We start from the raw sequence: 21,696 nt of genomic DNA on the forward strand, positions 1-21,696 counted from the left end.
GCAGCGATCATGGACAAGTTCCTCACCTTCGGGATCGTCGGTCTCAGCACCGGCGGCGTCTACGCCGTCATCAGCAGCGGGCTGGTCCTCACCTACACGACCACCGGCATCTTCAACTTCGCCCACGGCGCGGCGGGGATGATGGCGGCGTTCGCCTACTGGCAGCTGACCGGGGGGTGGGGCCTGCCGGTCCCGATCGCGCTCGCCCTCGTGCTGCTCGTCCTCGCCCCGCTGTTCGGCCTGCTCGTCGAGCGGCTGATCATGCGCCCGGTCCAGGGCGTGGGCGAGGTCGAGCGGCTGGTCGTGACGATCGCCCTGCTCACCGGGCTGATCGCGATGGCCCGGTGGATCTGGGACCCGAACGTCGCCCGTCCGCTCTCCCCGTTCTTCGCCGACCGGGAGGCGATCCGGCTCGGGCCGGCGACGATGACGTGGCACCAGCTCGTGACGCTGCTGGTCGCCGCCGCCGTCGCGCTCGGGCTGTACGCCTTCCTGTACGGCTCGCGCCTCGGCGTCGGGATGCGCGCGACGGTCGACGACCCGACGCTCGCCCGGCTCAACGGCGCCGACCCCGTCGTCGCCGCGAAGGCGGCGTGGGTGCTCGGCACGATGCTGGCGGCCCTCGGCGGCGTCCTCATCGCGCCGAGCATCCCGCTCGACGCCGCCAACCTGTCCCTGCTCATCGTCAGCGCGTACGCCGCCGCGATCTTCGGGCGGCTGCGCAGCCTCCCGATGGCGTTCGCCGGCGCCCTGGTGGTCGGCTGCACCGAGAGCTACCTCACCGGGTACCTCCCGCAGAACGAGTACCTGCCGGGGCTGCGGATCGCGGCGCCCGCGCTGCTGTTGTTCGTCGTCCTGCTGCTGTTCCCGAACCCGCGGGTGCGGGGGAGCGTCCGGATCACCCGCTCGCTGCCCACCCCGACGATCGGCGGCACGCTGGTGTTCGGCGCCTGCCTGCTGGTGTTCGCGGCGATTCTCGCCACCACGCTCAGCGACCCCGACGTGATCACCTACGGGCAGATCTTCCCGATGTCGATCATCGGGCTGTCCATCGTCGTGCTGACCGGCTTCTCCGGGCAGATCTCGCTCGCCCAGCTCGGCCTGGCCGGGATCGGAGCGGTCGTCTGGGCGGGCGTCGGCGCGAGCGGCAACCCCCTCGCGCTGCTCGCCGTGGTGGCGGCCTCCGCCGTGGTCGGCGCGGTGATCGCGATCCCCGCGCTGCGGCTGTCGGGCATCTACCTGGCGCTCGCCACCGCCGCGTTCGCGCTGATCCTGGACGGCTGGATCTTCACGATGCCGGTGGACTGGCTGTTCAGCGGCGGCAGCGCCGAGGTGACGCCGATCTTCGCCGGGCAGCGCGTCCAGACGATGTTCGCGGCGGCCGTGCTCGCGGCGCTGTGCCTGCTGGTCGTGGCGCTGCGCCGCGGCTTCTTCGGCCGCCGGCTCATCGCGATGCGCGACAGCGAGGCCGCCTGCGCCACCCTGGGCGGGCGGCTGCTGGTCACCAAGGTCGCGGTGTTCGCGCTGTCGGCGGGGATCGCGGGGCTCGGCGGCGCACTGTTCGGCATGCAGGCCCGCTCCATCACCCCGGACCACTTCACCCTGGTCACCGGCCTGCCGATCTTCCTGCTGGTGATCATCGGCGGGATGGCCGCGGTCGGGTCCGGCTTCTTCGCCGGCGTGAACCTCGCCGGGATCATGCACGCGATCACCGCCCTGTGGCCCGGCGCGCACCACGTGTCGTCGCTGCTGGTCGGGCTCGCGGGGATCGGCATGGGGCGCCACCCCGAGGGCGTCGTCCCGCACTTCCGGGAGTCGTGGAACCCGCTGCGCCGGTTCTGGGTGCCGCTCGCCGCGATCGCCGGGACGCTGTGGGGGCTGCGCCTGCTCGACGCCGTCAACGGCTGGGTGCTCACGTTCGGGACGGCCGCCGCGGCCCTCGCGCTGCGCGGACTGGCCAGGCCGCGGACGCCGAAGGGCGCGGCGGACGTCCCGCTGGAATGGCGCGGCGTACGGCGGCCCTGGCTGCCCGCGGACCGGGAGGAGGTGCTCGATGGCCTTGCTCGAAGCTAGGGCGGTGACCGTCCGGTTCGGCGGGAACGTCGCCCTGGCGGACGTCGACCTCACGGCGGAGGCCGGCCAGGTCACCGGCCTGATCGGGCCCAACGGCGCCGGGAAGACCACGCTGTTCAACGTGGTGTCCGGGCTGATCCGGCCCAAGGCGGGACGGGTCCTGCTCGACGGCCGGGACGTCACGCGGCTCGGCCCGGCGGCCCGGGCCCGCCGCGGTCTGGGCCGCACCTTCCAGCGGCTGGAGATCTTCGGCCATCTGTCCGTGCGGGACAACCTGCGGGTCGCCGCCGAGTTCCACCGCGACGGCCTGCCCGCCGACGGGATCCTCGAGCGGCTCGGGCTGGCGGACATCGCCGACGTCCGCGCCGACTCCGTCCCGACCGGCCGGGCCCGCCTCGTCGAGCTGGGCCGGGCGCTCGCCGTCCGGCCCAAGGCCCTGCTGCTGGACGAGCCCGCCTCCGGCCAGGACGAGCACGAGACCGGGCGGTTCGGGGAGCTGCTGACCGAACTCGCCGCGGACGGCCTCGCGGTCGTCCTCGTCGAGCACGACATGCGGCTGGTGATGGAGGCGTGCGACGTCGTGCACGTCCTGGACCTCGGCCGGCTGATCGCCAGCGGCCCGCCCGACCGGATCCGCGCCGACGCGGCCGTACTGGACGCCTATCTGGGGGCCCCGTCATGACCGCACCCGCTCCGCGCGCCGGCGCCGCGCCCGGCCTGCTCGAAATGTCCGGTGTCCACGCGTCCTACGGCCGCATATCGGTGCTGCACGGCGTGGACCTGGCCGTGGGCGCGGGACGCATCGTGGCCCTGCTCGGCCCGAACGGCGCGGGCAAGACCACGACCCTGAACGTCGCGGCGGGGCTGCACCCGGCCGACCGCGGCGACGTCCGCGTCGGCGGCCGGGCCCTCGCGGGCGCCGACCCCGTGGAGCTGGCGCGCCGCGGGGTGTGCCTGATCCCCGAGGGGCGGGGGATCTTCCCGAACCTGACCGTCCGGGAGAACCTGCGGATGATGACCTTCACCGGCGCCGACCGCGCCGCGGTGGAGGAGATCGCCTACGCCCGGTTCCCCAAGCTGGCCGAGCGGCGGCGGCAGACCGCGGGGACCATGTCCGGCGGCGAGCAGCAGATGCTCGCGCTGGCCCGCGGGCTGGCCACCGACCCGGCCGTCCTGCTGATCGACGAGCTGTCCATGGGCCTCGCGCCGCTGGTGGTCGCCGAACTGTACGAACTGGTCGTCGAGATCGCGCGGACGGGCGTCGCCGTCCTGGTCGTCGAGCAGTTCGCCAGCACCGTGATGGAGATCTGCGACCTGGCCGCGGTGATGGTGAACGGCCGGATCGAGCGCGTGGACGCGCCCGGCGACGACCTCCTGGCCGATCTCTCGGCCCTCTACCTGGGAAGTGCGACATGACCGAGACATCCACGACGGCCGCGGCGTCCGCGCCGCGGGCGACCGGGCCGGCCGATCCGGCGACGGCGGGGGAGACCCGCGCCGACCGGTTCGTCCGCCAGCTCGCCGAGATGAGGATCCCCGACCCGTCGGCGGGACGCGCCCGGCTCTGGCTCCAGGTCGGCGTCGTCCTCATGGCGGCGGGTCTCGCGGCGGGCGTCGCGTCCTTCTTCCTGTCCCGGGGCACCGCCGACTCACTGGCCCAGCGGGACGCGCAGGCCGTGGGGATCGCGGGCGTCTGCGGCTGCATCGTCGGCAGCGCCCTCTACCTGCGGTACACGCTCGCCAACGTCCTCCGCTTCTGGTTCGCCCGCCTGACCCTGTCGGTCGAGGCGGGACCGGGGGAGGCGCGGCCGGGCGGGCCGGAGACGGCCGAACCGACCCGAGAAGACAACGACTGAACGGAGTGCTCCCGTGAACAAGGACGATCTGATCCTGATCAGCGTGGACGACCACATCATCGAACCGCCGGACATGTTCGTGAACCACCTCCCGGAGAAGTACAAGAAGGACGCGCCGCAGCTCGTCCACCGGGAGGACGGCACGGACGTGTGGAAGTTCCGCGACACGGTGATCCCGAACGCGGCGCTGAACGCGGTGGCGGGCCGCCCCAAGGAGGAGTACGGGCTGGAGCCGCAGGGACTCGACGAGATCCGGCCCGGCTGCTACGACGTGGACGAGCGCGTCAAGGACATGAACGCGGGCGGCATCCTGGCGTCGATGAACTTCCCGTCGTTCCCGGGGTTCGCGGCCCGCCTGTTCGCGACCGAGGACGCCGACTTCTCGCTGTCGCTGGTGCGCGCGTACAACGACTGGCACATCGACGAGTGGTGCGCCGCCCACCCGGGCCGCTTCATCCCGATGGCGCTGCCGGTCATCTGGGACCCGGAGGCGTGCGCGGCGGAGGTGCGGCGGGTCGCCGAGAAGGGCTGCCGCTCGCTGACGTTCAGCGAGAACCCGGCGGCGATGGGGTACCCGAGCTTCCACAGCGACCACTGGGACCCGCTGTGGCGCGCGCTGGTCGACACCGGCACGGTCCTGAACGTGCACATCGGCTCGTCCGGGCGCCTGTCGATCCCCGCGGCCGACTCGCCGCCGGACGTCATGATCACGCTCCAGCCGATGAACATCGTGCAGGCGGCGGCGGACCTGCTGTGGTCCCGGGTGATCAAGGAGTTCCCCGGCATCCGCATCGCGCTGTCGGAGGGCGGCACCGGCTGGATCCCGTACTTCATGGAGCGCGTCGACCGGACGTTCGAGATGCACGCGACGTGGACGCTGCAGGACTTCGGCGGCAGGCTGCCCAGCGAGGTGTTCCGCGAGCACTTCCTGACCTGCTTCATCAGCGACCCGCTCGGCGTGCGGCTGCGGCACGACATCGGCATCGACAACATCTGCTGGGAGGCCGACTACCCGCACAGCGACTCGATGTGGCCGGACGCGCCCGAGGAGCTCCACAAGGTCCTCACGGACTGCCACGTCCCCGACGACGACATCGACAAGATGACGCACGAGAACGCCATGCGCTGGTACTCGTTCGACCCGTTCGCGCACGTCCCGAAGGAGCGTGCCACGGTCGGGGCGCTGCGCGCCGCGGCCGCCGGCCACGACGTGTCGATCCGGTCGCGCAGCCACCGCGTCATCGACCCGTCCGAGAAGCTGGAGGGCTACCGCAGCCGGGCCCGCGCGGCCGTGGCCGCCGCCGCGAAGGCCTGACCGCCGCCGTCGGCCGCCGGCCGGTCGCGCGCACCGTCCTCCCCGGAGGCGGGACGCGCGGGACCGCGCTGGCGGCCGCATGAGAAGCCCGCGTCAGAAGCCCGCGTGAGGAGAGAGAATGCGCTTCGTCTTTCACTACCCGGAGGCGGGCGGCCCCGACGGCGACGTCCTGGACGCCGGGCCGCTGCACAAGGTGGCGGCCGCGGCGGAGAAGGCCGGATTCGACGGGTTCTCGCTCAGCGAGCATCCGGTGCCGGGCGCCCGCTGGCTGCACTCGGGCGGGCACCAGACGCTCGACCCGTTCGTCGCGCTCGGGCACGTCGCCGCGGCGACCGTCCGGCTGCGGCTGCTCACCCACCTGGCGGTCGCCCCCTACCGCAACCCGTTCCTGCTGGCCAAGGCCGCGGCGACGCTCGACAGGCTGTCGGACGGGCGGCTGATCCTCGGGCTCGGCGCCGGCTACCAGAAGAGCGAGTTCCACGCGCTCGGCGTCGACATGGACGAGCGCAACGCCCTGTTCGACGAGGCCCTCGACGTGCTCCCGATGCACTGGAGCGGCGAACCGTTCTCCTACGAGGGCAGGCACTTCAGCGCCCGCGACGTGGTCGCGCGCCCGCGTCCCGCGCAGGACCCGATCCCGATCTGGATCGGCGGCAACTCCGAACTGAGCCGCCGCCGCGTCGCGCGGCGCGCCCAGGGCTGGATGCCGATGTCCGGCGGCGCGCGGCTCAGCGCCACCGCCCGCACGCCCGCCCTGGGCACGCTGGGCGAGCTGGCCGACGCCGTCACCGCGCTGCGCACGGCCGCCGCCGAGGCGGGACGCGACGAGCCCATCGACGTCCTGCACTCCTACCGGGGCGAGGGCATCGCGAACCCGGACGCCGACGCGGACCGGCACCGGGAGGCGTTCGCCGAGATCGAGAAGGCGGGCGTGACCTGGCTGCTGGTGTCGAGCCGGACGGGCTCCGCGCGGGCCACCCTCGACTGGCTCGAGGCGTTCGGCGCGACGTACCTGCCGGCGGGACGGTGACGGCCGTGGGGTGGTTCGAGGAACGCGCGGGACTGGACGGGACCGTCGCCGTGGTCACCGGCGGGGCGGGCGGGCTCGGGGAGGCGGTCGTCGCCGACCTCGCGGCCAACGGCGTCCGCCCCGCCGTGCTCGACCGTGACGGGGAGGCGGCGGAGCGGCTGCGGGGCGCGCTCGCCGAGCGGGGCCGCGACGCGATCGTCCACCACGGCGACGCCCGCGACCACGCGGCGCTGGAGGCGCTGTTCGCCGCCGCCGACGCGCGCTGGGGACGGCTCGACACCCTCGTCAACGTCGCCGGCGGCACCTTCCGCGCCCCGTTCACCGACACGGACGAGAAGGGCTGGAACGCGCTGCTGCGCGCCAATCTGCTGCACGTGCTGGACGCCTGCTCGCTCGCGATCCCGCGGATGCGGGCGGGCGGGCGCGGCGGCAGCATCGTGAACATGACGACGATCGAGGCGCACCGGGCGGCGCCCGGCTTCGCCGTCTACGCGGCGGCCAAGGCGGCCGTGGAGCAGTTCGCGCGGACGCTCGCCGTCGAGCTGGCCCCGGACGGCATCCGCGTCAACAACGTCGCCCCGGACTTCACGCCGACGCCGAACATGGCGCGCTTCACCCACGGGGACGGGGCGCTGTCGACCGAGGGCGGGCTGCGCGCCGCCATCCCGATGGGCCGGGCGGGCGAGGTCACGGACGTGTCGGGGTGCGTGGTGTTCCTGGCGTCGGGCCTGTCGGCCTACGTGACGGGGGCGACGCTGCACCCCGACGGCGGGACGTCCGCGTCGTCGGGCTGGTTCAACTGGCCCGGATCCGGGTGGGCCAACCACGTTCCCGCGCGTCTTCTGACGGATCGGACGGATCGGCCCGCGGGCCCCACACGTCCATGAAGTCGGCCACGGCGGGGACGAACGCGGTACGCAGGTCCACGGCGTCCTGGAGGACCCGCAGGTCGACCGTGACGCCGGAGCGGGCCGCGCGGGCGGCGAACGACAGGGAGTCGTCCAGCAGGGGGTCGGTCCCGGCGGTGAGCAGCCGCAGCGGCGGGAAGCCGTGCAGGTTGGCGTGCAGCGGGCTCAGCAGCGGGTCGGTGCGGGGCGTGTCCCCGGCGTGCCGCGCCACCCGCTCCCGCAGGACGTCCAGGTCGAACGACGGGTCGGCGGCGGCGTTGAGCAGCAGGCTCGGCGCCTCCAGCGTGAGGTCGAGCAGCGCCGAGACCAGCACCGCGCAGGCGGGCGGAGGGGCCCCGGTGTCGCGCAGCCGGACCAGCAGCGCCGCCGCGAGCCCCCCGCCGAGCCGGTCGCCGGCCAGCATGACCGGGCCCTCCGCGCGGGCCCGCTCGTAGGCGTCGTGCACGTCGTCGAGCGCGGCGGGGAACTCGGCGCGGTGGCGGGGGAACGCCACCACGGCGTTCGCCCGCAGCGCGAGGCGCCCGTACGGTTCGGGGACCGACGCCGGCGCCGCCGGGTGCGGCCGGTCCCCGCGCAGGTATAGGACGATCTTGTCGGCGCGGCCCGGGGGACGCAGGACGGGGCCCATCGAGCTCTCCTGGAGCCGCAGGCCGCCCGCCGCCTCGCCGAGCGCACCGTCGAGCGCGCCGCCGGCCGGCGCGCCGCCGTCGGTCAGCCGGTCACTTGCCACGTCGCGTCATCCTTTCCACCGCCTGCCAGTGTTCGTCGGCCACCCACAGCCGCGCGAACGCGCGCGCGGCCTCGTCCGCGCCCGCGCCCGCCGCGACCCGCTTGATCTCGCGGGCGGGCGGGTGCGCGAGCGAGCGGGCCAGGGCACGCCAGTCCTGCTCGAAGGTCGCCCGCGGGACGACCCGGTCCACCAGCCCGACGCGCTCCGCCTCGGCCGCGTCCAGCGTCTCACCGGCTCCGGCGAGCAGCAGCGCCCGGCCGCGGCCGACCAGCGCGGCGAGCCGTTCGGCGCCGCCCCAGGCCGGCATGATCGCCAGTTTCGACTGGGTGAAACCGATGGTGACGTCGTCGGCCGCGATCCGGATGTCGGCGGCGACCGCGACTTCGGCGCCGCCGCCCAGCGCGTGGCCGTTCAACGCGGCGATCACCGGGGCGGGGAACGCGGCGAGCCGGTCGCAGACGCCGCGCATCCGCAGCGCCATCGCCGTCGCGTCCTCCTCGGTGCGGATCGCGGCGAGCTGTTTCAGGTCGCCGCCCGAGACGAACACGCGGTCGCCGGCCCCGCGGACGACGAGCGCGTGCGCACCCGCGGCCGCGTCGATGGCCTTGTCCAGTTCGTCCATGGTGGCGGGCGCGATGGCGTTGCGCGCCTCCGGGCGGTCGATGGTGATGACCGCCAGCCCCGCGTCCAGTTCGAGATCGACCATTCAGGGTGCTCCAACCGCCCGAGACCGGGCTCAGTCCTCGTAGACGACGGTGACATCGGCGGACACGGGCTCGCCCTGGCAGGTGAGGACGAGCCCGCCGGCCACCTCGTCGTCGTCCAGGGCGTTGTTGACCCGCATCTTCGCCTCGCCCGCGGTGATCTGGGCGATGCAGGTGGCGCAGTTCCCGGCTTCGCAGGAGAACGGCGGGGCGAGACCCGCGCGGCGCGCGCTCTCCAGCAGCGTCTCGCCCGGGTGCCGGGGGACCGTGCGCTTCTTGCCGTTGAGGACGATCGTGACCGTCCCGTCCTCGCGCGGCTCCTCCGCCGCCTCGGCGGCGGGCTCGGCGCGTGCGGCCCGCGCCGGGGCCGCACGCTCGGCGGAGGACGCGCCCGCCGTGCCGAAGCGCTCGACGAAGATCTGGTCGGCGCCCGCGCCGTGGGCGCGGAGCGCGCGCTCCGTCAGGTCCATGAACGGCGGGGGCCCGCACACGTAGAAGTCGGCGTGCGTGTCGACGTTCACGAAGTTGCGGACCTGCGTCTCGGTGACGAAGCCGTTCAGGACGTCCAGGTGGTGGTGGACCTCGAGGCGGTCGGGGTGCCGCCCGGCGAGCCCGGCCAGCGCGGACCGGAAGATGATCGCGTCGGCGTCCCGGTTGGCGAGCAGCACCCGGACCCGCCGCCGGGTCGTCGCGAGTGCGCTCTTGACCAGGGAGAGGACGGGCGTGACGCCGCTCCCGCCGCAGAACGCCACCAGCGGCGCGGACGTCTCCCGCAGGCAGAAGACCCCGGCCGGGCGCGTCACCTCGACGACGTCGCCCGCCGCCAGGTTGTCGAGCATCCAGTTGGACACCAGGCCGCCCGGGACCCGCTTCACCGTCGTCATCAGCTCGCCGTCGGTGTCGGGGGAGCTGGACATCGAGTAGCTGCGCAGCACCCCGCACGCCCGGAACGTCACGAACTGCCCTGCCCGGTACGGCCACGGCGCGTCGAGCACGAAGGTGCGCGCGTCGGCCGTCTCGTCCACGACCCGCGTGATCCGGACCGGATGGAAGCCATGGTCTCGTGCCATGTATGGAATCTATCTTCTCGATCTGGGAGAGTGCAATTCTCGATTCGAGATCCAGGAGCTGCCGCCATGCCCGACCACGCCCTCAGCGGGTTCCGCGCCCGCCCGATCCCCGCAGAACTCGCCGAGCGCTATGAGGCGGCGGGCTGGTGGACCCGCGACACCATCGGCGACCTCCTGGTGCGCGGCCTGCGGGCCGCACCGGACGCCGAGTTCCGCGTCCACTCGTCCGTCCGTCCCTGGTCGGGCGCCTTCCGCGACGTCGAGCTGGTCGCCCGCAGGCTCGCCGGCGGGCTCCGCGCGCGCGGCGTGGGCCCGGGCGACGTCGTCGCGTTCCAGTTGCCCAACTGGATGGAGGCCGCCGCGGTCTTCTGGGCATCGGCGTTCCTCGGCGCGGCCGTGGTGCCGATCGTGCACTTCTACGGCCGCAAGGAGGTCGGCTACATCCTCGATTCCGTCCGGCCGCGCGTGTTCGTCGGGGCCGAGCGGTTCGGGCGCACGGAGTTCCGCGACGACCTGTGCGCGGACGTCCCGATCGTCGGGGTCGTCGGCCGGGACTTCGAGGACCTGCTGGCCGCCGAGCCGCTGCCGGACCCGCTGCCGGGGACCGCCCGCACCGACCCGGACGCCCCCGCGCTGATCGCCTTCACCTCCGGCACCACGCGCGACCCGAAGGGCGTCGTGCACAGCCACCGGACGCTCGGCTGCGAAGCGCGCCAGCTCGCCCGGGACCTCTACCCGCCGGATCGCGGGCGGCAGCTCACCGCCGCCCCCGTCGGCCACTTCATCGGCATGGTGAACGCCGTCCTGATCCCCGTGCTGGACGGCACGCCCGTGAACCTCGCCGACGTGTGGGACCCGGCCGAGGCGCTGCGCCTGATGAAGGACGACGGGCTGACCGTCGGGGGCGGCGCGACGTACTTCGTGACGAGCCTCCTCGACCACCCGGACTTCACGCCCGGGCACCTGGCGCACATGAGGTACGCGGGGCTCGGCGGCTCGTCGGTCCCGGCGGCCGTCACCACCCGGCTCGCGGACCTCGGCATCACGGTGTTCCGCTCCTACGGCAGCACCGAGCACCCGTCGATCACCGGGTCCCGGCACACCGCGCCGGAGGCCAAGCGGCTGTTCACCGACGGCGACCCCCTGCCCGGCGTGGAGGTCCGGCTGGACGGCGACGGCGAGATCCTCAGCCGCGGGCCCGACCTGTGCGTCGGCTACACCGATCCGGCGCTCACCGAGGCGGCCTTCGACGGCGAGGGCTGGTACCGGACGGGCGACATCGGCGAGCTCGACGACGACGGCTACCTCACGATCACCGACCGCAAGGCCGACGTCATCATCCGCGGCGGCGAGAACATCAGCGCGCCCGAGGTCGAGGACCTGCTGCTCGGCATGCCGGGCGTCGCCGAGGTCGCCGTCGTGTCCGCGCCGGACGCGCGGCTCGGCGAGCACGCCGCGGCGGTCGTCCGGCCGCGGCCGGGGGAGCGCGCGCCGACACTGGAGGAGATCGGGGCGCACCTGGAGAAGGCCGGGCTGGCCAGGCAGAAGTGGCCGGAGGAGATGCGCGAGGTCGCCGACTTCCCGCGGACCGCCAGCGGCAAGATCCAGAAGTTCGTTCTCCGCAGAGACATTGCGGCGCATGAGTAGTGAGAATACTATTCTCAGGAATCGCAAAGGAGGATCTCTCATGCCGTCTCGCGAGCTGCCCTATCCCCTCTTCGACGCGGACAACCACCTGTACGAGACCAAGGAGGCCCTCACCAAGTTCCTCCCGGAGCCGTACAAGGGCGTGATCGAATACGTCGACGTCCGCGGACGCACCAAGATCGCCGTCCGCGGCCAGATCAGCGACTACATCCCCAATCCCACGTTCGACGTGGTCGCGCGCCCCGGGGCGATGGAGGACTACTTCCGCAACGGGAACCCCGACGGCAAGAGCAAGCGCGAGATCTTCGGCGAGCCGATGCGCTCCATCCCCGCCTTCCGGGAGCCGGCGCCGCGCCTGGAGCTCATGGACGAGCTGGGCATCCAGCGCACGCTGATGTTCCCGACGCTCGCCAGCCTCATCGAGGAGCGCATGCGCGACGACCCGGAGCTCATCCACGTGGTCGTCCACTCGCTGAACCGGTGGCTGCACGAGACCTGGTCGTTCAACTACAAGGACCGCATCTTCACCACGCCCGTCATCAGCCTGCCGATCGTCGAGAAGGCGATCGAGGAGCTGGAGTGGTGCCTGGAGCGCGGCGCGAAGACGGTCCTGATCCGGCCCGCGCCGGTGCCCGGCTTCCGGGGCCCGCGCTCGTTCGCCCTGCCGGAGTTCGACCCGTTCTGGAAGCGGGTGCAGGAGGAGGGCGTGCTCGTCGGCATGCACTCGTCCGACAGCGGCTACAGCCGGTACGCCAACGACTGGGAGGGCCACGGCGCGGAGATGCTGCCCTTCAAGACGAACGCGTTCCGGATGCTCAACGAGTGGCGCCCGGTCACCGACGCGGTCGGCTCGATGGCCTGCCACGGGCTGCTGTCGCGGTTCCCCGAGCTGAAGATCGCCGTCATCGAGAACGGCTCGTCCTGGGTGGAGCCGCTGCTGAACAACCTGGCCGACGTCCACAAGAAGGCCCCGGAGGCGTTCACCGAGGACCCGGTCGAGGCCGTCAAGCGCAACGTCCACGTCAGCCCCTTCTGGGAGGAGGACATGGCCGCGCTCGCCGACCTGATCGGCGTCGAGAAGGTGCTGTTCGGCTCGGACTACCCGCATCCCGAGGGCCTGGCCGACCCGGTCACCTACGTCGACGCGCTGGACAAGGACCGGCTGTCGGAGGCCGACCAGGCCAAGATCATGGGCGGCAACCTCGCCCGCCTGCTGTCGGTCTGATCATGGCGTGGGAGACGATCCCGCGGCTCGTGCAGAGTGCGGGCGACCGCTTCGGTGACGCCGAGGCGGTCGTCGACGGGCCGCTGCGGCTCACGTTCGCCGAGCTGGCCGAGCGGGTCCGCACGGCCGCGGGCGCCTTCCGGGCGCAGGGCGTCGGCAAGGGCGACCGGGTCGCGGTCTGGGCGCCGAACTCCGCCGAGTGGATCATCGCGGCGTTCGGCCTGGTGACCGCGGGCGGCGTGCTGGTCCCGGTCAACACCCGGTTCAAGACGGAGGAGGCCGCCGACATCATCCGGCGGAGCGGCGCCAAGGCCGTCCTCGTCCGGCAGGGCTTCCTCGGGCGGGAGTACGCGGCGCCGGACGGCGTCCCGGTGATCGACCTGACGTCGGGCTTCCTCGCGAGCGGGTCGCCGTTCGAGGCGGACGTCCGCCGCGACGACATCGCCGACATCGTCTACACCTCGGGCACGACCGGCCGGCCCAAGGGCGTCATGATGGACCACGGCCAGACGCTCCGGCTGTACGCCGAATGGTGCGACCTCGCCGACCTGCGGGAAGGCGACCGGTACCTGATCGTCAACCCGTTCTTCCACACGTTCGGGTACAAGGCGGGCTGCGTCGCGTCGATGATCCGCGGCGCGACGATCCTGCCCGTCCCGGTGTTCGACGTGGACCGGGTCCTCGAGCTGGTCGAGCGCGAGCGGGTCACGATGCTGCCCGGCCCGCCCACGCTCTACCACTCGCTGCTGGAGGCGAAGGACGGCCGCGACCTGTCGTCCCTGCGCGCCGCCGTGACCGGCGCCGCCGACATCCCGGTGGAGCTGATCCGCCGGGTCCGCGGCGAGCTGCCCTTCCGGTCGATCATGACCGGGTACGGGCTCACCGAGGCCGGGACGGTCACCGCGTCCAGGCCCGGCGACTCGTTCGAGGACATCGCGACGACCGTCGGCACCCCCTGCGACGGCGTCGAGGTCCGCATCGCCGACGACGGCGAGGTGCTCGTCCGCGGATACAGCGTCATGCGCGGCTATCTCGACGACCCGGAGGCGACGGCCGCGGCGATCGACGCCGGCGGCTGGCTGCACACCGGCGATCTCGGCACGATCGACGACCGCGGGTACGTGCGGATCGCCGGCCGCAAGAAGGACATGTTCATCGTCGGCGGCTTCAACGCCTACCCGGCCGAGATCGAGGGCTTCCTGCTGGAGCATCCGGCGGTGGCGCAGGCCGCGGTGATCGGCGTGCCCGACGCGCGGCTGGGGCAGGTCGGCAAGGCGTTCGTCGTCCGGCGCGGCGACCTCACCGAGGACGAGCTGATCGCGTGGAGCCGCGAGCGGATGGCCGGCTACAAGGTGCCGAAGCACGTGGTGTTCCGCGACGGGCTCCCGCTCAACGCCACCGGGAAGGTCATGAAGGACCGGCTGCGATGACGCGCCCGCGGGGGCCCGGGAGAGAGCCCTCGGCGGGTGCGTCGAGCACGCGGCCCACGCGTGATCTGCGGACTCTCGCTGGCGGTATTGGCATTCTCATTTTCTGGAAGTAGCGTATCCGTCGATGAACGACATCGTGCAGACCTCGTCCGGCATCCCGCTCCGCCCGGTCTACGGACCGGCGGACCGGGGCGCCGATCCGCCCGACCCGGGGAAGTTCCCCTTCACGCGCGGCAACTACCCGTCCGGGTACCGCGGGCGGCTGTGGACGTTCCGGCAGTACTCGGGCTTCGGGACGGCCGAGGAGTCCAACCGCCGCTACCGGTACCTGCTGGACCAGGGCGGCACCGGGCTGTCGGTGGCGCTCGACCTGCCGACGCAGTGCGGCCACGACTCCGACGACCCCGAGGTGAGCGAGGAGGTCGGCCGGGTCGGCGTCGCCGTCGACACCCTGGCCGACGCCGAGATCCTGTTCGACGGCATCCCGCTCGACAAGATCAGCACCAGCTTCACCATCAACGGGACCGCCGCGATCCTGCTGGCGTTCTACGTGGCCGCCGCCGAGCGCAAGGGCGTCCCCCGGGAGAAGCTCACCGGGACGATCCAGAACGACATCCTCAAGGAGTACGCGTCCCGCGGCACCTGGATCTGGCCGCCGGAGCCGTCGCTGCGGCTGATCGCCGACACGATCGAGTTCTGCGCGGCGGAGGTGCCGAAGTTCAACGCGATCTCGGTCGCGGGCGCGCACTTCCGCGACGCCGGCGCGAACGCCGTCCAGGAGATGGCGTTCACGCTCGCCGACGGGGTCGCCTACTGCGACGCCGTGCTCGAGCGCGGCCGCATGTCGATCGAGGAGTTCGCCCCGCAGATCTCGTTCTTCTTCTACACCCACGGCGACTTCTTCGAGGAGATCGCGAAGTACCGGGCGGGACGGCGGCGCTGGGCGACGATCGTCCGGGAACGGTACGGCGCCACCACCGACAAGGCGTCGATGTTCCGCTTCGGCTGCGTCGCGGGCGGCGCGTCCCTGTACGCGCCGCAGGCCCGCAACAACGTCGTCCGGGTCGCCTACGAGGCGATGGCCTCGGTGCTCGGCGGCGTCCAGTCGATGTTCACCGCCGCCTGGGACGAGCCGTTCGCGCTGCCCAGCGAGGAGTCGGCGACGCTCGCGCTGCGCACCCAGCAGATCCTCGCGCACGAGACCGGCGTCACCCGCGTCGCCGACCCGCTCGGCGGCTCCTACTTCGTCGAGGCGCTCACCGACGAGACCGAGGCGCGGATCGTCGAGATCATGGACGACCTCGAACGGCACGGCGGCATGGTCCGGGCCATCGAGGACGGCTACCTGCAGGGCCTCATCGCCGACGAGGCGTACGCCCTGCACCGGGAGATCGAGGCGGGCACGAAGCCGATCGTGGGGGTGAACCGGTTCGTCTCCGCCGAACCCCCGCCCGAGCTCGCGACCTACGAACTGGACCGGGCGGGCCGCGAGCGGCAGCTCGAACGGCTCGCGAAGGTCAAGGCCGACCGCGACGACGCGGCCGTCCGCGCCCGGCTCGCCGACCTGTCCCGCGCGGCGGAGGGCGACGCCAACCTCATGCATCCCCTGATCGACTGCGCCGCCGCGTACTGCACGGTCGGCGAGATGGTCGCCGCGCTCAAGGCGGTCTGGGGCGAATTCCGGCAACCGGTGGTGTTCTGATGCCCGCGAGAGTACTGGTGGCGAAGCCCGGCCTGGACGGCCACGACCGGGGCGCCAAGATCGTCGCGCGGGCGCTGCGCGACGCCGGCTTCGAGGTCGTCTTCACCGGCATCCGGCAGCGCGTCGAGGACATCGCGGCGATCGCCGTGCAGGAGGACGTCGCCGTCGTCGGGCTGAGCATCCTGTCGGGGGCGCACGTCGCGCTGACCGGCCGCACCGTCGCGGCGCTGCGGGAGGCCGACGCGGGCGACATCGCCGTCATCGTCGGCGGGACGATCCCGGCGGCCGACGTCCCCAAGCTGACCGACGCGGGCGCCGCCGCCGTCTTCCCGACCGGCACCGCCCTCGACGCCATCGTGGCGGAGGTCCGCGCGCTCACCGGGACGCCGGCCTAGTTCCCGGTCCGAACGACCAACTTTCACTGACGTAGGAGGCATTGTGCGGGTCGGCGTGATGATCGGGCCGGAGCGGGGCGACTCGGCCAAGAAGGTCGGGCGGATGATCGACGACGTGCTGTGGGCCGAGGAGGCCGGGCTCGACACCGCCTGGGTCCCGCAGGTCCCGACGGACTTCGACGCCCTGGTGGCGGCGTCCCTGATGGGCGCGCGCACCCGGCGGATCGAGCTCGGGACCGCGGTCGTCCCGCTGCAGGCGCAGCACCCGATCGCGCTGGCGCGGCAGGCGCTGTCGGCGCAGGCCGCCGCGGGCGGGCGGCTCACCCTCGGCGTCGGCCCGTCGCACCACTGGATCATCAAGGACATGCTCGGGCTGCCGTACGAGAGGCCCGCCGCGTACACCCGCGACTACCTGGACGTCCTGGACGTGGCCCTGCGGGGCCCCGGGGACGTCGACGTCGAGAACGACACGTTCGCCGTGCACAACCCGCTCGGCATCGGGCCCGTCGCGCGGATGCCGGTCATGCTCGCGGCGCTCGGCCCGGTCATGCTGCGGATCGCGGGCGAGCGCGCCGACGGAACCGTCCTGTGGATGGCCGACGAGCGCGCGGTGGCCGAGCACGTCGCGCCCCGCATCACCAAGGCGGCCGAGGACGCGGGACGGCCCGCGCCGCGCATCGTCGCGGGCATCCCGGTGTGCCTGTGCGGGCCGTCCGAGGTCGATGCGGCCCGCGAGCGCGCCAACCGGATCCTCGGGGAGGCGGAGATATCCCCCAACTACCAGCGGCTCCTGGACTACGGCGACGCGAAGGACGTCGGGGACCTGTGCGCGGCGGGCGACGAGGAGGCCATCGCGGCGCGGTTCCGGCGGTTCGCCGACGCGGGCGTCACCGACCTGTCGGTGCGCCTGCTGCCGATCGGCGAGGGCCGCGAGCGGCTCGTCGCGTCCAAGCGCCGGACCCGCGAGGTGCTCGCCGGGATCGCGGCGGACCTGCGATGACCGCGGCCCCCGGGGCCGGCGCCGGGCCGCTGGCGGGGATCCGCGTCCTGGAGGTCGGCCACATGCTGGCCGGCCCGTACGCGACGATGATGCTCGCCGACCTCGGCGCCGACGTCGTCAAGCTCGAACCGCCGGGCGGCGACATCTCCCGGCAGGTGAGCGACGCCTACTTCGCGAGCCTCAACCGGGGCAAGCGCAGCGTCCGGCTGGACCTCGGCACCGAGGCGGGGCGGGCGCGGCTGGGCGAGCTGGCGGCGGACGCGCACGCGCTGCTGGTCAACCTGAAGCCGTCGGCGATCCACAAGTACGGGCTGACCTACGAGGCGCTGCGGCGGTGGAACGAGCGGATCGTCTGCGTCGCCGTCACCGGGTTCGGCCTGGACGCCGGGGACGACCCGGCCTTCGACTACGTGATCCAGGCGGCCACCGGCATCGCGGCGCTGACCGGCGACCCGGACGGGCCGCCGACGCTGCCCGGGTACTCCTCGGCCGACAACTCGGCGGGGCTGACGGCGGCGCTCGGCCTGCTCGCCCAGATCGTCTCGGGGCGCGGCGGGCAGGTGGAGGTGTCGCTGCGCGACGTGATGCTGTCGCAGCTCAACTACCGGGCCGCGGCGTACCTCAACGAGGGCGTCGAGCCCCGGCGGCTGGCGAACGGCGCGCACTCCTACTACGTCCCGGCCCAGCTCTTCCCGACGGCGGAGGGGTACCTGGCGCTGTTCATCACCCACGACGCGTTCTGGCGGTCGTTCGCGGCGGAGGCCGGGATCGCGGGGTTCGCGACGATGGGGGAGCGGGCGGTGCGGCGCGAGGAGGTGCTGAAGGCCGTCACCGAGGCGCTGGCGGCCGACACCGCCGCCGGGTGGGAGGCGCGGCTGCGCCCCCTGGGCGTCCCGGCGGCGGCGGTGCGCACGCTCCCGGAGGCGCTCGCCGCGACCCCCGAGGCGATCGTGGACGCCGGCGGGTTCCGGCTCGTCCGCTGCCCGGTACGCGTCGCGGGCCACGAGCCGGAGCACCGGCCGCCGCCCCGGCTGGGCGAGCACGGCGGGACGCTCTAACATGATGAGAATTAAATTCTCTTTTTCTGAACGGGAGACTCTCAATGTCGTCCCCTGATCCGCGCTCTCCGGACGCCGGAGAGCGGATCGCGCTCGTCTTCGCCGACCCCGAGTCCGGCGAGGGCGACCGCGAGTACAGCGCGGAACGGCTGGACGCGCTGGCGAACGGCCTCGCGGCCGCGCTCGCGGAGCGGGGCGTGCGGGCCGGGCGGCGGGTGGCGCTCATGTCGTCCAACCGCCCCGAGTTCGTCGTCGCGGTCCGGGCCGTGTGGAAGCTCGGCGCGGCGGTCGTCCTGCTCAGCCCGGCGTGGAAGCGCACCGAGGTCGCGCACGCCCTGGAGATCACCGAGCCCGCGCACGCGGTCGGCGACCACCCGGTGCTCGCCGGGCTGATGCCGATGCTGCACCTCGACGAGCCCGTCGAGCCCGTCGAGCCCGTCGCGGCCGACTACAAGGACCCCGACCCCGACGCGGACGCCGTCCTGGTGTTCAGCTCCGGCACGACCGGCATGCCGAAGGCCGTGCGGCACACGCACGGCTCGTTCGCCGCCGCCGTCCGGCACTGGCGGGACGCCCTCGCGCTGACCGCCCGCGACCGCATCCAGATCACGACCCCGCCCTCGCACATCCTCGGCCTGCTCAACATCGTCACCGCCCTGGACACGGGGGCGTGGCTGCGGCTGCACCGCCGCTTCGACCTCGACCGGATGCTCCACCACATCCAGGCGGACCGCATCACCGTCGAGATGGCCGTCGCGCCCATCGCGCTGGCGCTCGCGAACCATCCCGGCCTCGAGTCCTACGACCTGTCCTCGCTGCGCTTCATCATGTGGGGCGCGACGCCGGTCACGCCGAGCGTCGCCGAGACCGTCACCCGGCGGACGGGCGTCGGCTGGGTGCCCGCCTACGGGGCCAGCGAGCTGCCCGTCATCACCTGCAACCCGCTCGACGGCGCACGGCTGGACAGCGCGGGCCGCGCCGTGCCCGGCGTGACGCTGCGGACCGTGTCGCTGGAGACCGGCGAACCGCTCGGCCCCGGCGAGGTCGGCGAGATCCAGGCGCGGGCGGAGTCGCTGATGGCGGGCTACCTGCCGGACGAGGCGACGGCCGAGGCTTTCGCCGACGGCTGGTACCGCACCGGCGACGTCGGGCGCATCGACGCGGACGGCTGGCTGACGCTCACCGACCGGTCCAAGGAAATGATCAAGGTGCGGGGTTTCCAGGTCGCGCCCGCCGAGATCGAGGGCGTCCTGCACGGACACCCCGGCGTCGCGGACTGCGCCGTCTTCGGCGTGCCCGACGAGGCCGACGGCGAGGCGATCGTCGCGGCCGTCACCGCGCAGGGCGCGCCGCCCGACCCCGCGGAGCTGATCGCGTACGTCGGCGAGCGGCTCGCCGGCTACAAGCGGCCGCGCCGCGTCGTGGTCGTGCCCGAGATCCCCCGCCTGCCCTCCGGCAAGGTGCTGCGCCGAGTACTCAAGGAGCGTCATGGACGCGCGACTGACCACTGAACAGCGCGAGCTGCGGGACGCGGCCGCGCGGCTGGCGGACGACCTCGGCCCCCGGTCCGTCCAGGACCTGGCCGACGCCGGCCGCGTCGCGCGGCTGGAGAAGGCGGTCGCCGCGACCGGCTGGCGGACCCTGCGCTCCGACGGCGCGTCGGGCGTGGAGGTCGCGATCGTCGCCGAGGAGTTCGCCCGCGGGCTGGTCGACGTCCCCTTCGCGGGGCCCGTCCTGGCCGACGACCTGCGGCCGCACGCCGACGTCGGCGACGCCTGCACGATCGCGGTGGACGTCACGGCCGGGACGGCCGCCGGGACGGTCGAGGCCGTGGACGCGGCGGGCGCCGAACGGGCCCTCGCCGTCCGGGACGGCCGGATCCTCGCCGGCCCCGTCGGCGCGGCGCTCCCGGAGACCGACCTGACCCGGCGCGCCGCGGAGGTCGGCGCGCTCGAACCCGCGGGCGGGCTGGACCCGGACGCCGCCGGGCGGCGGCTCGCGCTCGCGCTCGCCGTCACGTCCGCCGACCTCGTCGGGACGGCCCGCGGCGCGCTGGCGCTCGCCGTCGAGTACGCCGGGGTCCGCGAGCAGTACGGCAGGGCGATCGGCTCCTACCAGGCGGTCGCGCACCCGCTCGCCGAGGGGCTCGCGCTGATCGAGGGCTCGGTGAGCGTCCTGCGGCACGCGGCCTGGGCCGTCGACGAGCTGACCGCGGACGAGGCGCTGCGGGCCGCCCGGATCGCGAAGGTCTACTGCGCGCGGGCCGCGCGCACGGTCTGCGAGACGGCGGTGCAGGTGCACGGCGGCATCGGCAACACCTGGGACTGCCTCGCCCACGTGTACCTGCGGCGGGCGCTGGCGTCCGCCGAGCTGTTCCCCGCGCGACTGGAGGAGATCGACCTTGGACTTTCGTGACTCGCCGGAGGAGGCGGCGTTCCGCGCCCGCCTGCGCGACTGGCTGGCCGGACGCGCCGGGACGTTCCCGACCTCGGGGGACGAGTACTGGCGGCGGGCGGGCGAATGGCACCGGACGCTGTACGCGGCCGGGTTCTTCGGCCTGTCGTGGCCGAAGAAGTACGGCGGCCACGAGCTGCCGCCCGTCTACGACGTGATCCTGGACGAGGAGCTCGCCCGCGCGGGCGCCCCGCCCCGGCCGAGCCTCGGATACCTCGTGCAGGGCCTCGGCCGGCACGGGAGCGAGGAACTGCGGCGCGCGTTCCTCCCGGGGATGATCGACGGGACCGAGCGCTGGTGCCAGGGGTTCTCCGAGCCCGGCGCCGGGTCCGACCTCGCGTCCCTCACCACGACCGCGACCCGGGACGGCGACGAGTACGTCCTCCACGGGCACAAGATCTGGACGAGCTACTCCGACGTCGCCGACTGGTGCCTGCTGCTGGCCCGCACGGAGCGCGACGTCCCGCGCCACAAGGGCCTGTCGGGGTTCATCGTGTCGATGAAGCAGCCGGGCATCGAGCAGCGGCCGCTGACGATGATGAGCGGGGTCAGCACCGAGTTCGGCCAGGTCGTCTTCGACGGGGCGCGGGTGCCCGCGGACCGGATGGTCGGGGCGCCCGGCGAGGGCTGGGCGCTGGCGATGACGATCGTCGGGCACGAGCGCGAGCCCGCCGAGCTCGGCTTCTCCGCCCGCTACGGCAAGCTCGTCCGCGAGCTGGCCTCCCGCGCGGACGGCGACGCCCCGGACGGTACGGGGCCGGACGGGAGAGGACTCGGCCGCACGGCGCGGGACGAGCTCGCGTGGGCCGCCGTCCAGACGGAGATGCTGCGGCTGCACGTCCGGCGGCGGCTGTCGGAACGGCTCGACGGCGTCTCGCACGGCCCCGAGGGGTCTCTCGACAAGCTGCTCATGACGTGGGCCGAGCAGTCGGTCGGGCACGCGGCGCTGGCCGTCGCCGGCACCCGCGACGCCGAGATGCTGCACGCCTACCTGTACAGCCGCGCCCAGAGCGTCATGGGCGGCACCTCGCAGATCCAGAAGAACATCATCGCCCAGCGCATCCTGCGCCTGCCCGCCCGACCCGCCGTCTGAAGCCGA

At 73.6% G+C, this 21,696-nt stretch carries 20 protein-coding genes; 17 read left to right on the forward strand and 3 right to left on the reverse strand.

What is annotated here, in order from left to right; genetic code table 11:
- Nucleotides 1–9 precede the first annotated feature (9 nt).
- From ACFQ11_RS16265 to ACFQ11_RS16295, 7 genes are all read left to right on the forward strand, one after another.
- Entirely contained in the window at nucleotides 10–2,073 is a 2,064-nt protein-coding gene (locus ACFQ11_RS16265) for a branched-chain amino acid ABC transporter permease (protein ID WP_378299263.1), read from the forward strand.
- On the forward strand, nucleotides 2,054–2,755 hold the full coding sequence (locus ACFQ11_RS16270) for an ABC transporter ATP-binding protein (RefSeq protein WP_378299265.1): 702 nt from the start codon (nucleotides 2,054–2,056) through the stop codon (nucleotides 2,753–2,755). Before ACFQ11_RS16265 ends, ACFQ11_RS16270 begins: the two co-directional genes overlap by 20 nt.
- On the forward strand, nucleotides 2,752–3,489 hold the full coding sequence (locus tag ACFQ11_RS16275; protein WP_378299267.1) for an ABC transporter ATP-binding protein: 738 nt from the start codon (nucleotides 2,752–2,754) through the stop codon (nucleotides 3,487–3,489). The genes ACFQ11_RS16270 and ACFQ11_RS16275 overlap by 4 nt, the downstream gene beginning before the upstream one ends.
- A complete protein-coding gene (locus ACFQ11_RS16280; protein WP_378299269.1) occupies nucleotides 3,486–3,929 on the forward strand; it encodes a hypothetical protein in 444 nt (147 codons plus the stop codon). The genes ACFQ11_RS16275 and ACFQ11_RS16280 overlap by 4 nt, the downstream gene beginning before the upstream one ends.
- Nucleotides 3,930–3,942: 13 nt before the next feature.
- Nucleotides 3,943–5,244, forward strand: coding sequence for an amidohydrolase family protein (locus tag ACFQ11_RS16285; RefSeq protein ID WP_378299271.1), 1,302 nt, complete (start codon nucleotides 3,943–3,945; stop codon nucleotides 5,242–5,244).
- Nucleotides 5,245–5,362: 118 nt separating this feature from the next.
- Nucleotides 5,363–6,274, forward strand: a complete 912-nt coding sequence (locus tag ACFQ11_RS16290; RefSeq protein ID WP_378299273.1) for an LLM class F420-dependent oxidoreductase — start codon at nucleotides 5,363–5,365, stop codon at nucleotides 6,272–6,274.
- A 5-nt stretch (nucleotides 6,275–6,279) separates the two neighbouring features.
- The gene (locus ACFQ11_RS16295) at nucleotides 6,280–7,161 is read left to right on the forward strand and encodes an SDR family NAD(P)-dependent oxidoreductase (protein ID WP_378299275.1); all 882 of its coding nucleotides are present in this window, start codon (nucleotides 6,280–6,282) and stop codon (nucleotides 7,159–7,161) included.
- Here the strand turns inward: ACFQ11_RS16295 and ACFQ11_RS16300 are convergent.
- The 3 genes from ACFQ11_RS16300 to ACFQ11_RS16310 are packed head-to-tail and all read right to left on the reverse strand — an operon-like array spanning nucleotide 7,070 to nucleotide 9,686.
- Nucleotides 7,070–7,912, reverse strand: a complete 843-nt coding sequence (locus ACFQ11_RS16300; RefSeq protein ID WP_378299277.1) for an alpha/beta hydrolase fold domain-containing protein — start codon at nucleotides 7,910–7,912, stop codon at nucleotides 7,070–7,072. The two genes, ACFQ11_RS16295 and ACFQ11_RS16300, sit on opposite strands and share 92 nt — an antisense overlap.
- Nucleotides 7,902–8,618 carry an enoyl-CoA hydratase/isomerase family protein gene (locus ACFQ11_RS16305; protein WP_378299279.1) on the reverse strand — a complete coding sequence of 239 codons (717 nt, stop codon included), beginning with the start codon at nucleotides 8,616–8,618 and terminating at the stop codon, nucleotides 7,902–7,904. The genes ACFQ11_RS16300 and ACFQ11_RS16305 overlap by 11 nt, the downstream gene beginning before the upstream one ends.
- Before the next feature lie 30 nt (nucleotides 8,619–8,648).
- Nucleotides 8,649–9,686, reverse strand: coding sequence for a 2Fe-2S iron-sulfur cluster-binding protein (locus ACFQ11_RS16310; protein WP_378299281.1), 1,038 nt, complete (start codon nucleotides 9,684–9,686; stop codon nucleotides 8,649–8,651).
- Between the two features lie 66 nt (nucleotides 9,687–9,752).
- Between ACFQ11_RS16310 and ACFQ11_RS16315 the strand changes: the two genes are divergently transcribed.
- From ACFQ11_RS16315 to ACFQ11_RS16360, 10 genes are all read left to right on the forward strand, one after another.
- On the forward strand, nucleotides 9,753–11,333 hold the full coding sequence (locus tag ACFQ11_RS16315; RefSeq protein WP_378299283.1) for an AMP-binding protein: 1,581 nt from the start codon (nucleotides 9,753–9,755) through the stop codon (nucleotides 11,331–11,333).
- Between the two features lie 40 nt (nucleotides 11,334–11,373).
- Complete coding sequence (locus ACFQ11_RS16320) at nucleotides 11,374–12,558, forward strand: amidohydrolase family protein (RefSeq protein WP_378299285.1); 1,185 nt, start codon at nucleotides 11,374–11,376, stop codon at nucleotides 12,556–12,558.
- Nucleotides 12,559–12,560: 2 nt separating this feature from the next.
- Complete coding sequence (locus tag ACFQ11_RS16325; RefSeq protein WP_378299288.1) at nucleotides 12,561–13,988, forward strand: FadD3 family acyl-CoA ligase; 1,428 nt, start codon at nucleotides 12,561–12,563, stop codon at nucleotides 13,986–13,988.
- Between the two features lie 124 nt (nucleotides 13,989–14,112).
- Complete coding sequence (locus ACFQ11_RS16330) at nucleotides 14,113–15,690, forward strand: methylmalonyl-CoA mutase family protein (RefSeq protein ID WP_378299290.1); 1,578 nt, start codon at nucleotides 14,113–14,115, stop codon at nucleotides 15,688–15,690.
- Nucleotides 15,690–16,085, forward strand: coding sequence for a cobalamin B12-binding domain-containing protein (locus ACFQ11_RS16335; RefSeq protein ID WP_378299292.1), 396 nt, complete (start codon nucleotides 15,690–15,692; stop codon nucleotides 16,083–16,085). Before ACFQ11_RS16330 ends, ACFQ11_RS16335 begins: the two co-directional genes overlap by 1 nt.
- Before the next feature lie 43 nt (nucleotides 16,086–16,128).
- Nucleotides 16,129–17,085 carry an LLM class F420-dependent oxidoreductase gene (locus tag ACFQ11_RS16340; protein WP_378299294.1) on the forward strand — a complete coding sequence of 319 codons (957 nt, stop codon included), beginning with the start codon at nucleotides 16,129–16,131 and terminating at the stop codon, nucleotides 17,083–17,085.
- The gene (locus ACFQ11_RS16345) at nucleotides 17,082–18,143 is read left to right on the forward strand and encodes a CaiB/BaiF CoA transferase family protein (protein WP_378299296.1); all 1,062 of its coding nucleotides are present in this window, start codon (nucleotides 17,082–17,084) and stop codon (nucleotides 18,141–18,143) included. The genes ACFQ11_RS16340 and ACFQ11_RS16345 overlap by 4 nt, the downstream gene beginning before the upstream one ends.
- Nucleotides 18,144–18,187: 44 nt before the next feature.
- Nucleotides 18,188–19,654 (forward strand): class I adenylate-forming enzyme family protein, encoded by a 1,467-nt coding sequence (locus ACFQ11_RS16350; RefSeq protein ID WP_378299298.1) that lies wholly within the window; start codon nucleotides 18,188–18,190, stop codon nucleotides 19,652–19,654.
- Nucleotides 19,632–20,558, forward strand: coding sequence for an acyl-CoA dehydrogenase family protein (locus tag ACFQ11_RS16355; protein ID WP_378299300.1), 927 nt, complete (start codon nucleotides 19,632–19,634; stop codon nucleotides 20,556–20,558). The genes ACFQ11_RS16350 and ACFQ11_RS16355 overlap by 23 nt, the downstream gene beginning before the upstream one ends.
- Nucleotides 20,545–21,690 (forward strand): acyl-CoA dehydrogenase family protein, encoded by a 1,146-nt coding sequence (locus ACFQ11_RS16360; protein ID WP_378299302.1) that lies wholly within the window; start codon nucleotides 20,545–20,547, stop codon nucleotides 21,688–21,690. Before ACFQ11_RS16355 ends, ACFQ11_RS16360 begins: the two co-directional genes overlap by 14 nt.
- Nucleotides 21,691–21,696: the final 6 nt, after the last annotated feature.

It is taken from the genome of Actinomadura sediminis (assembly GCF_042675525.1).
GTDB lineage: Bacteria > Actinomycetota > Actinomycetes > Streptosporangiales > Streptosporangiaceae > Spirillospora > Spirillospora sediminis.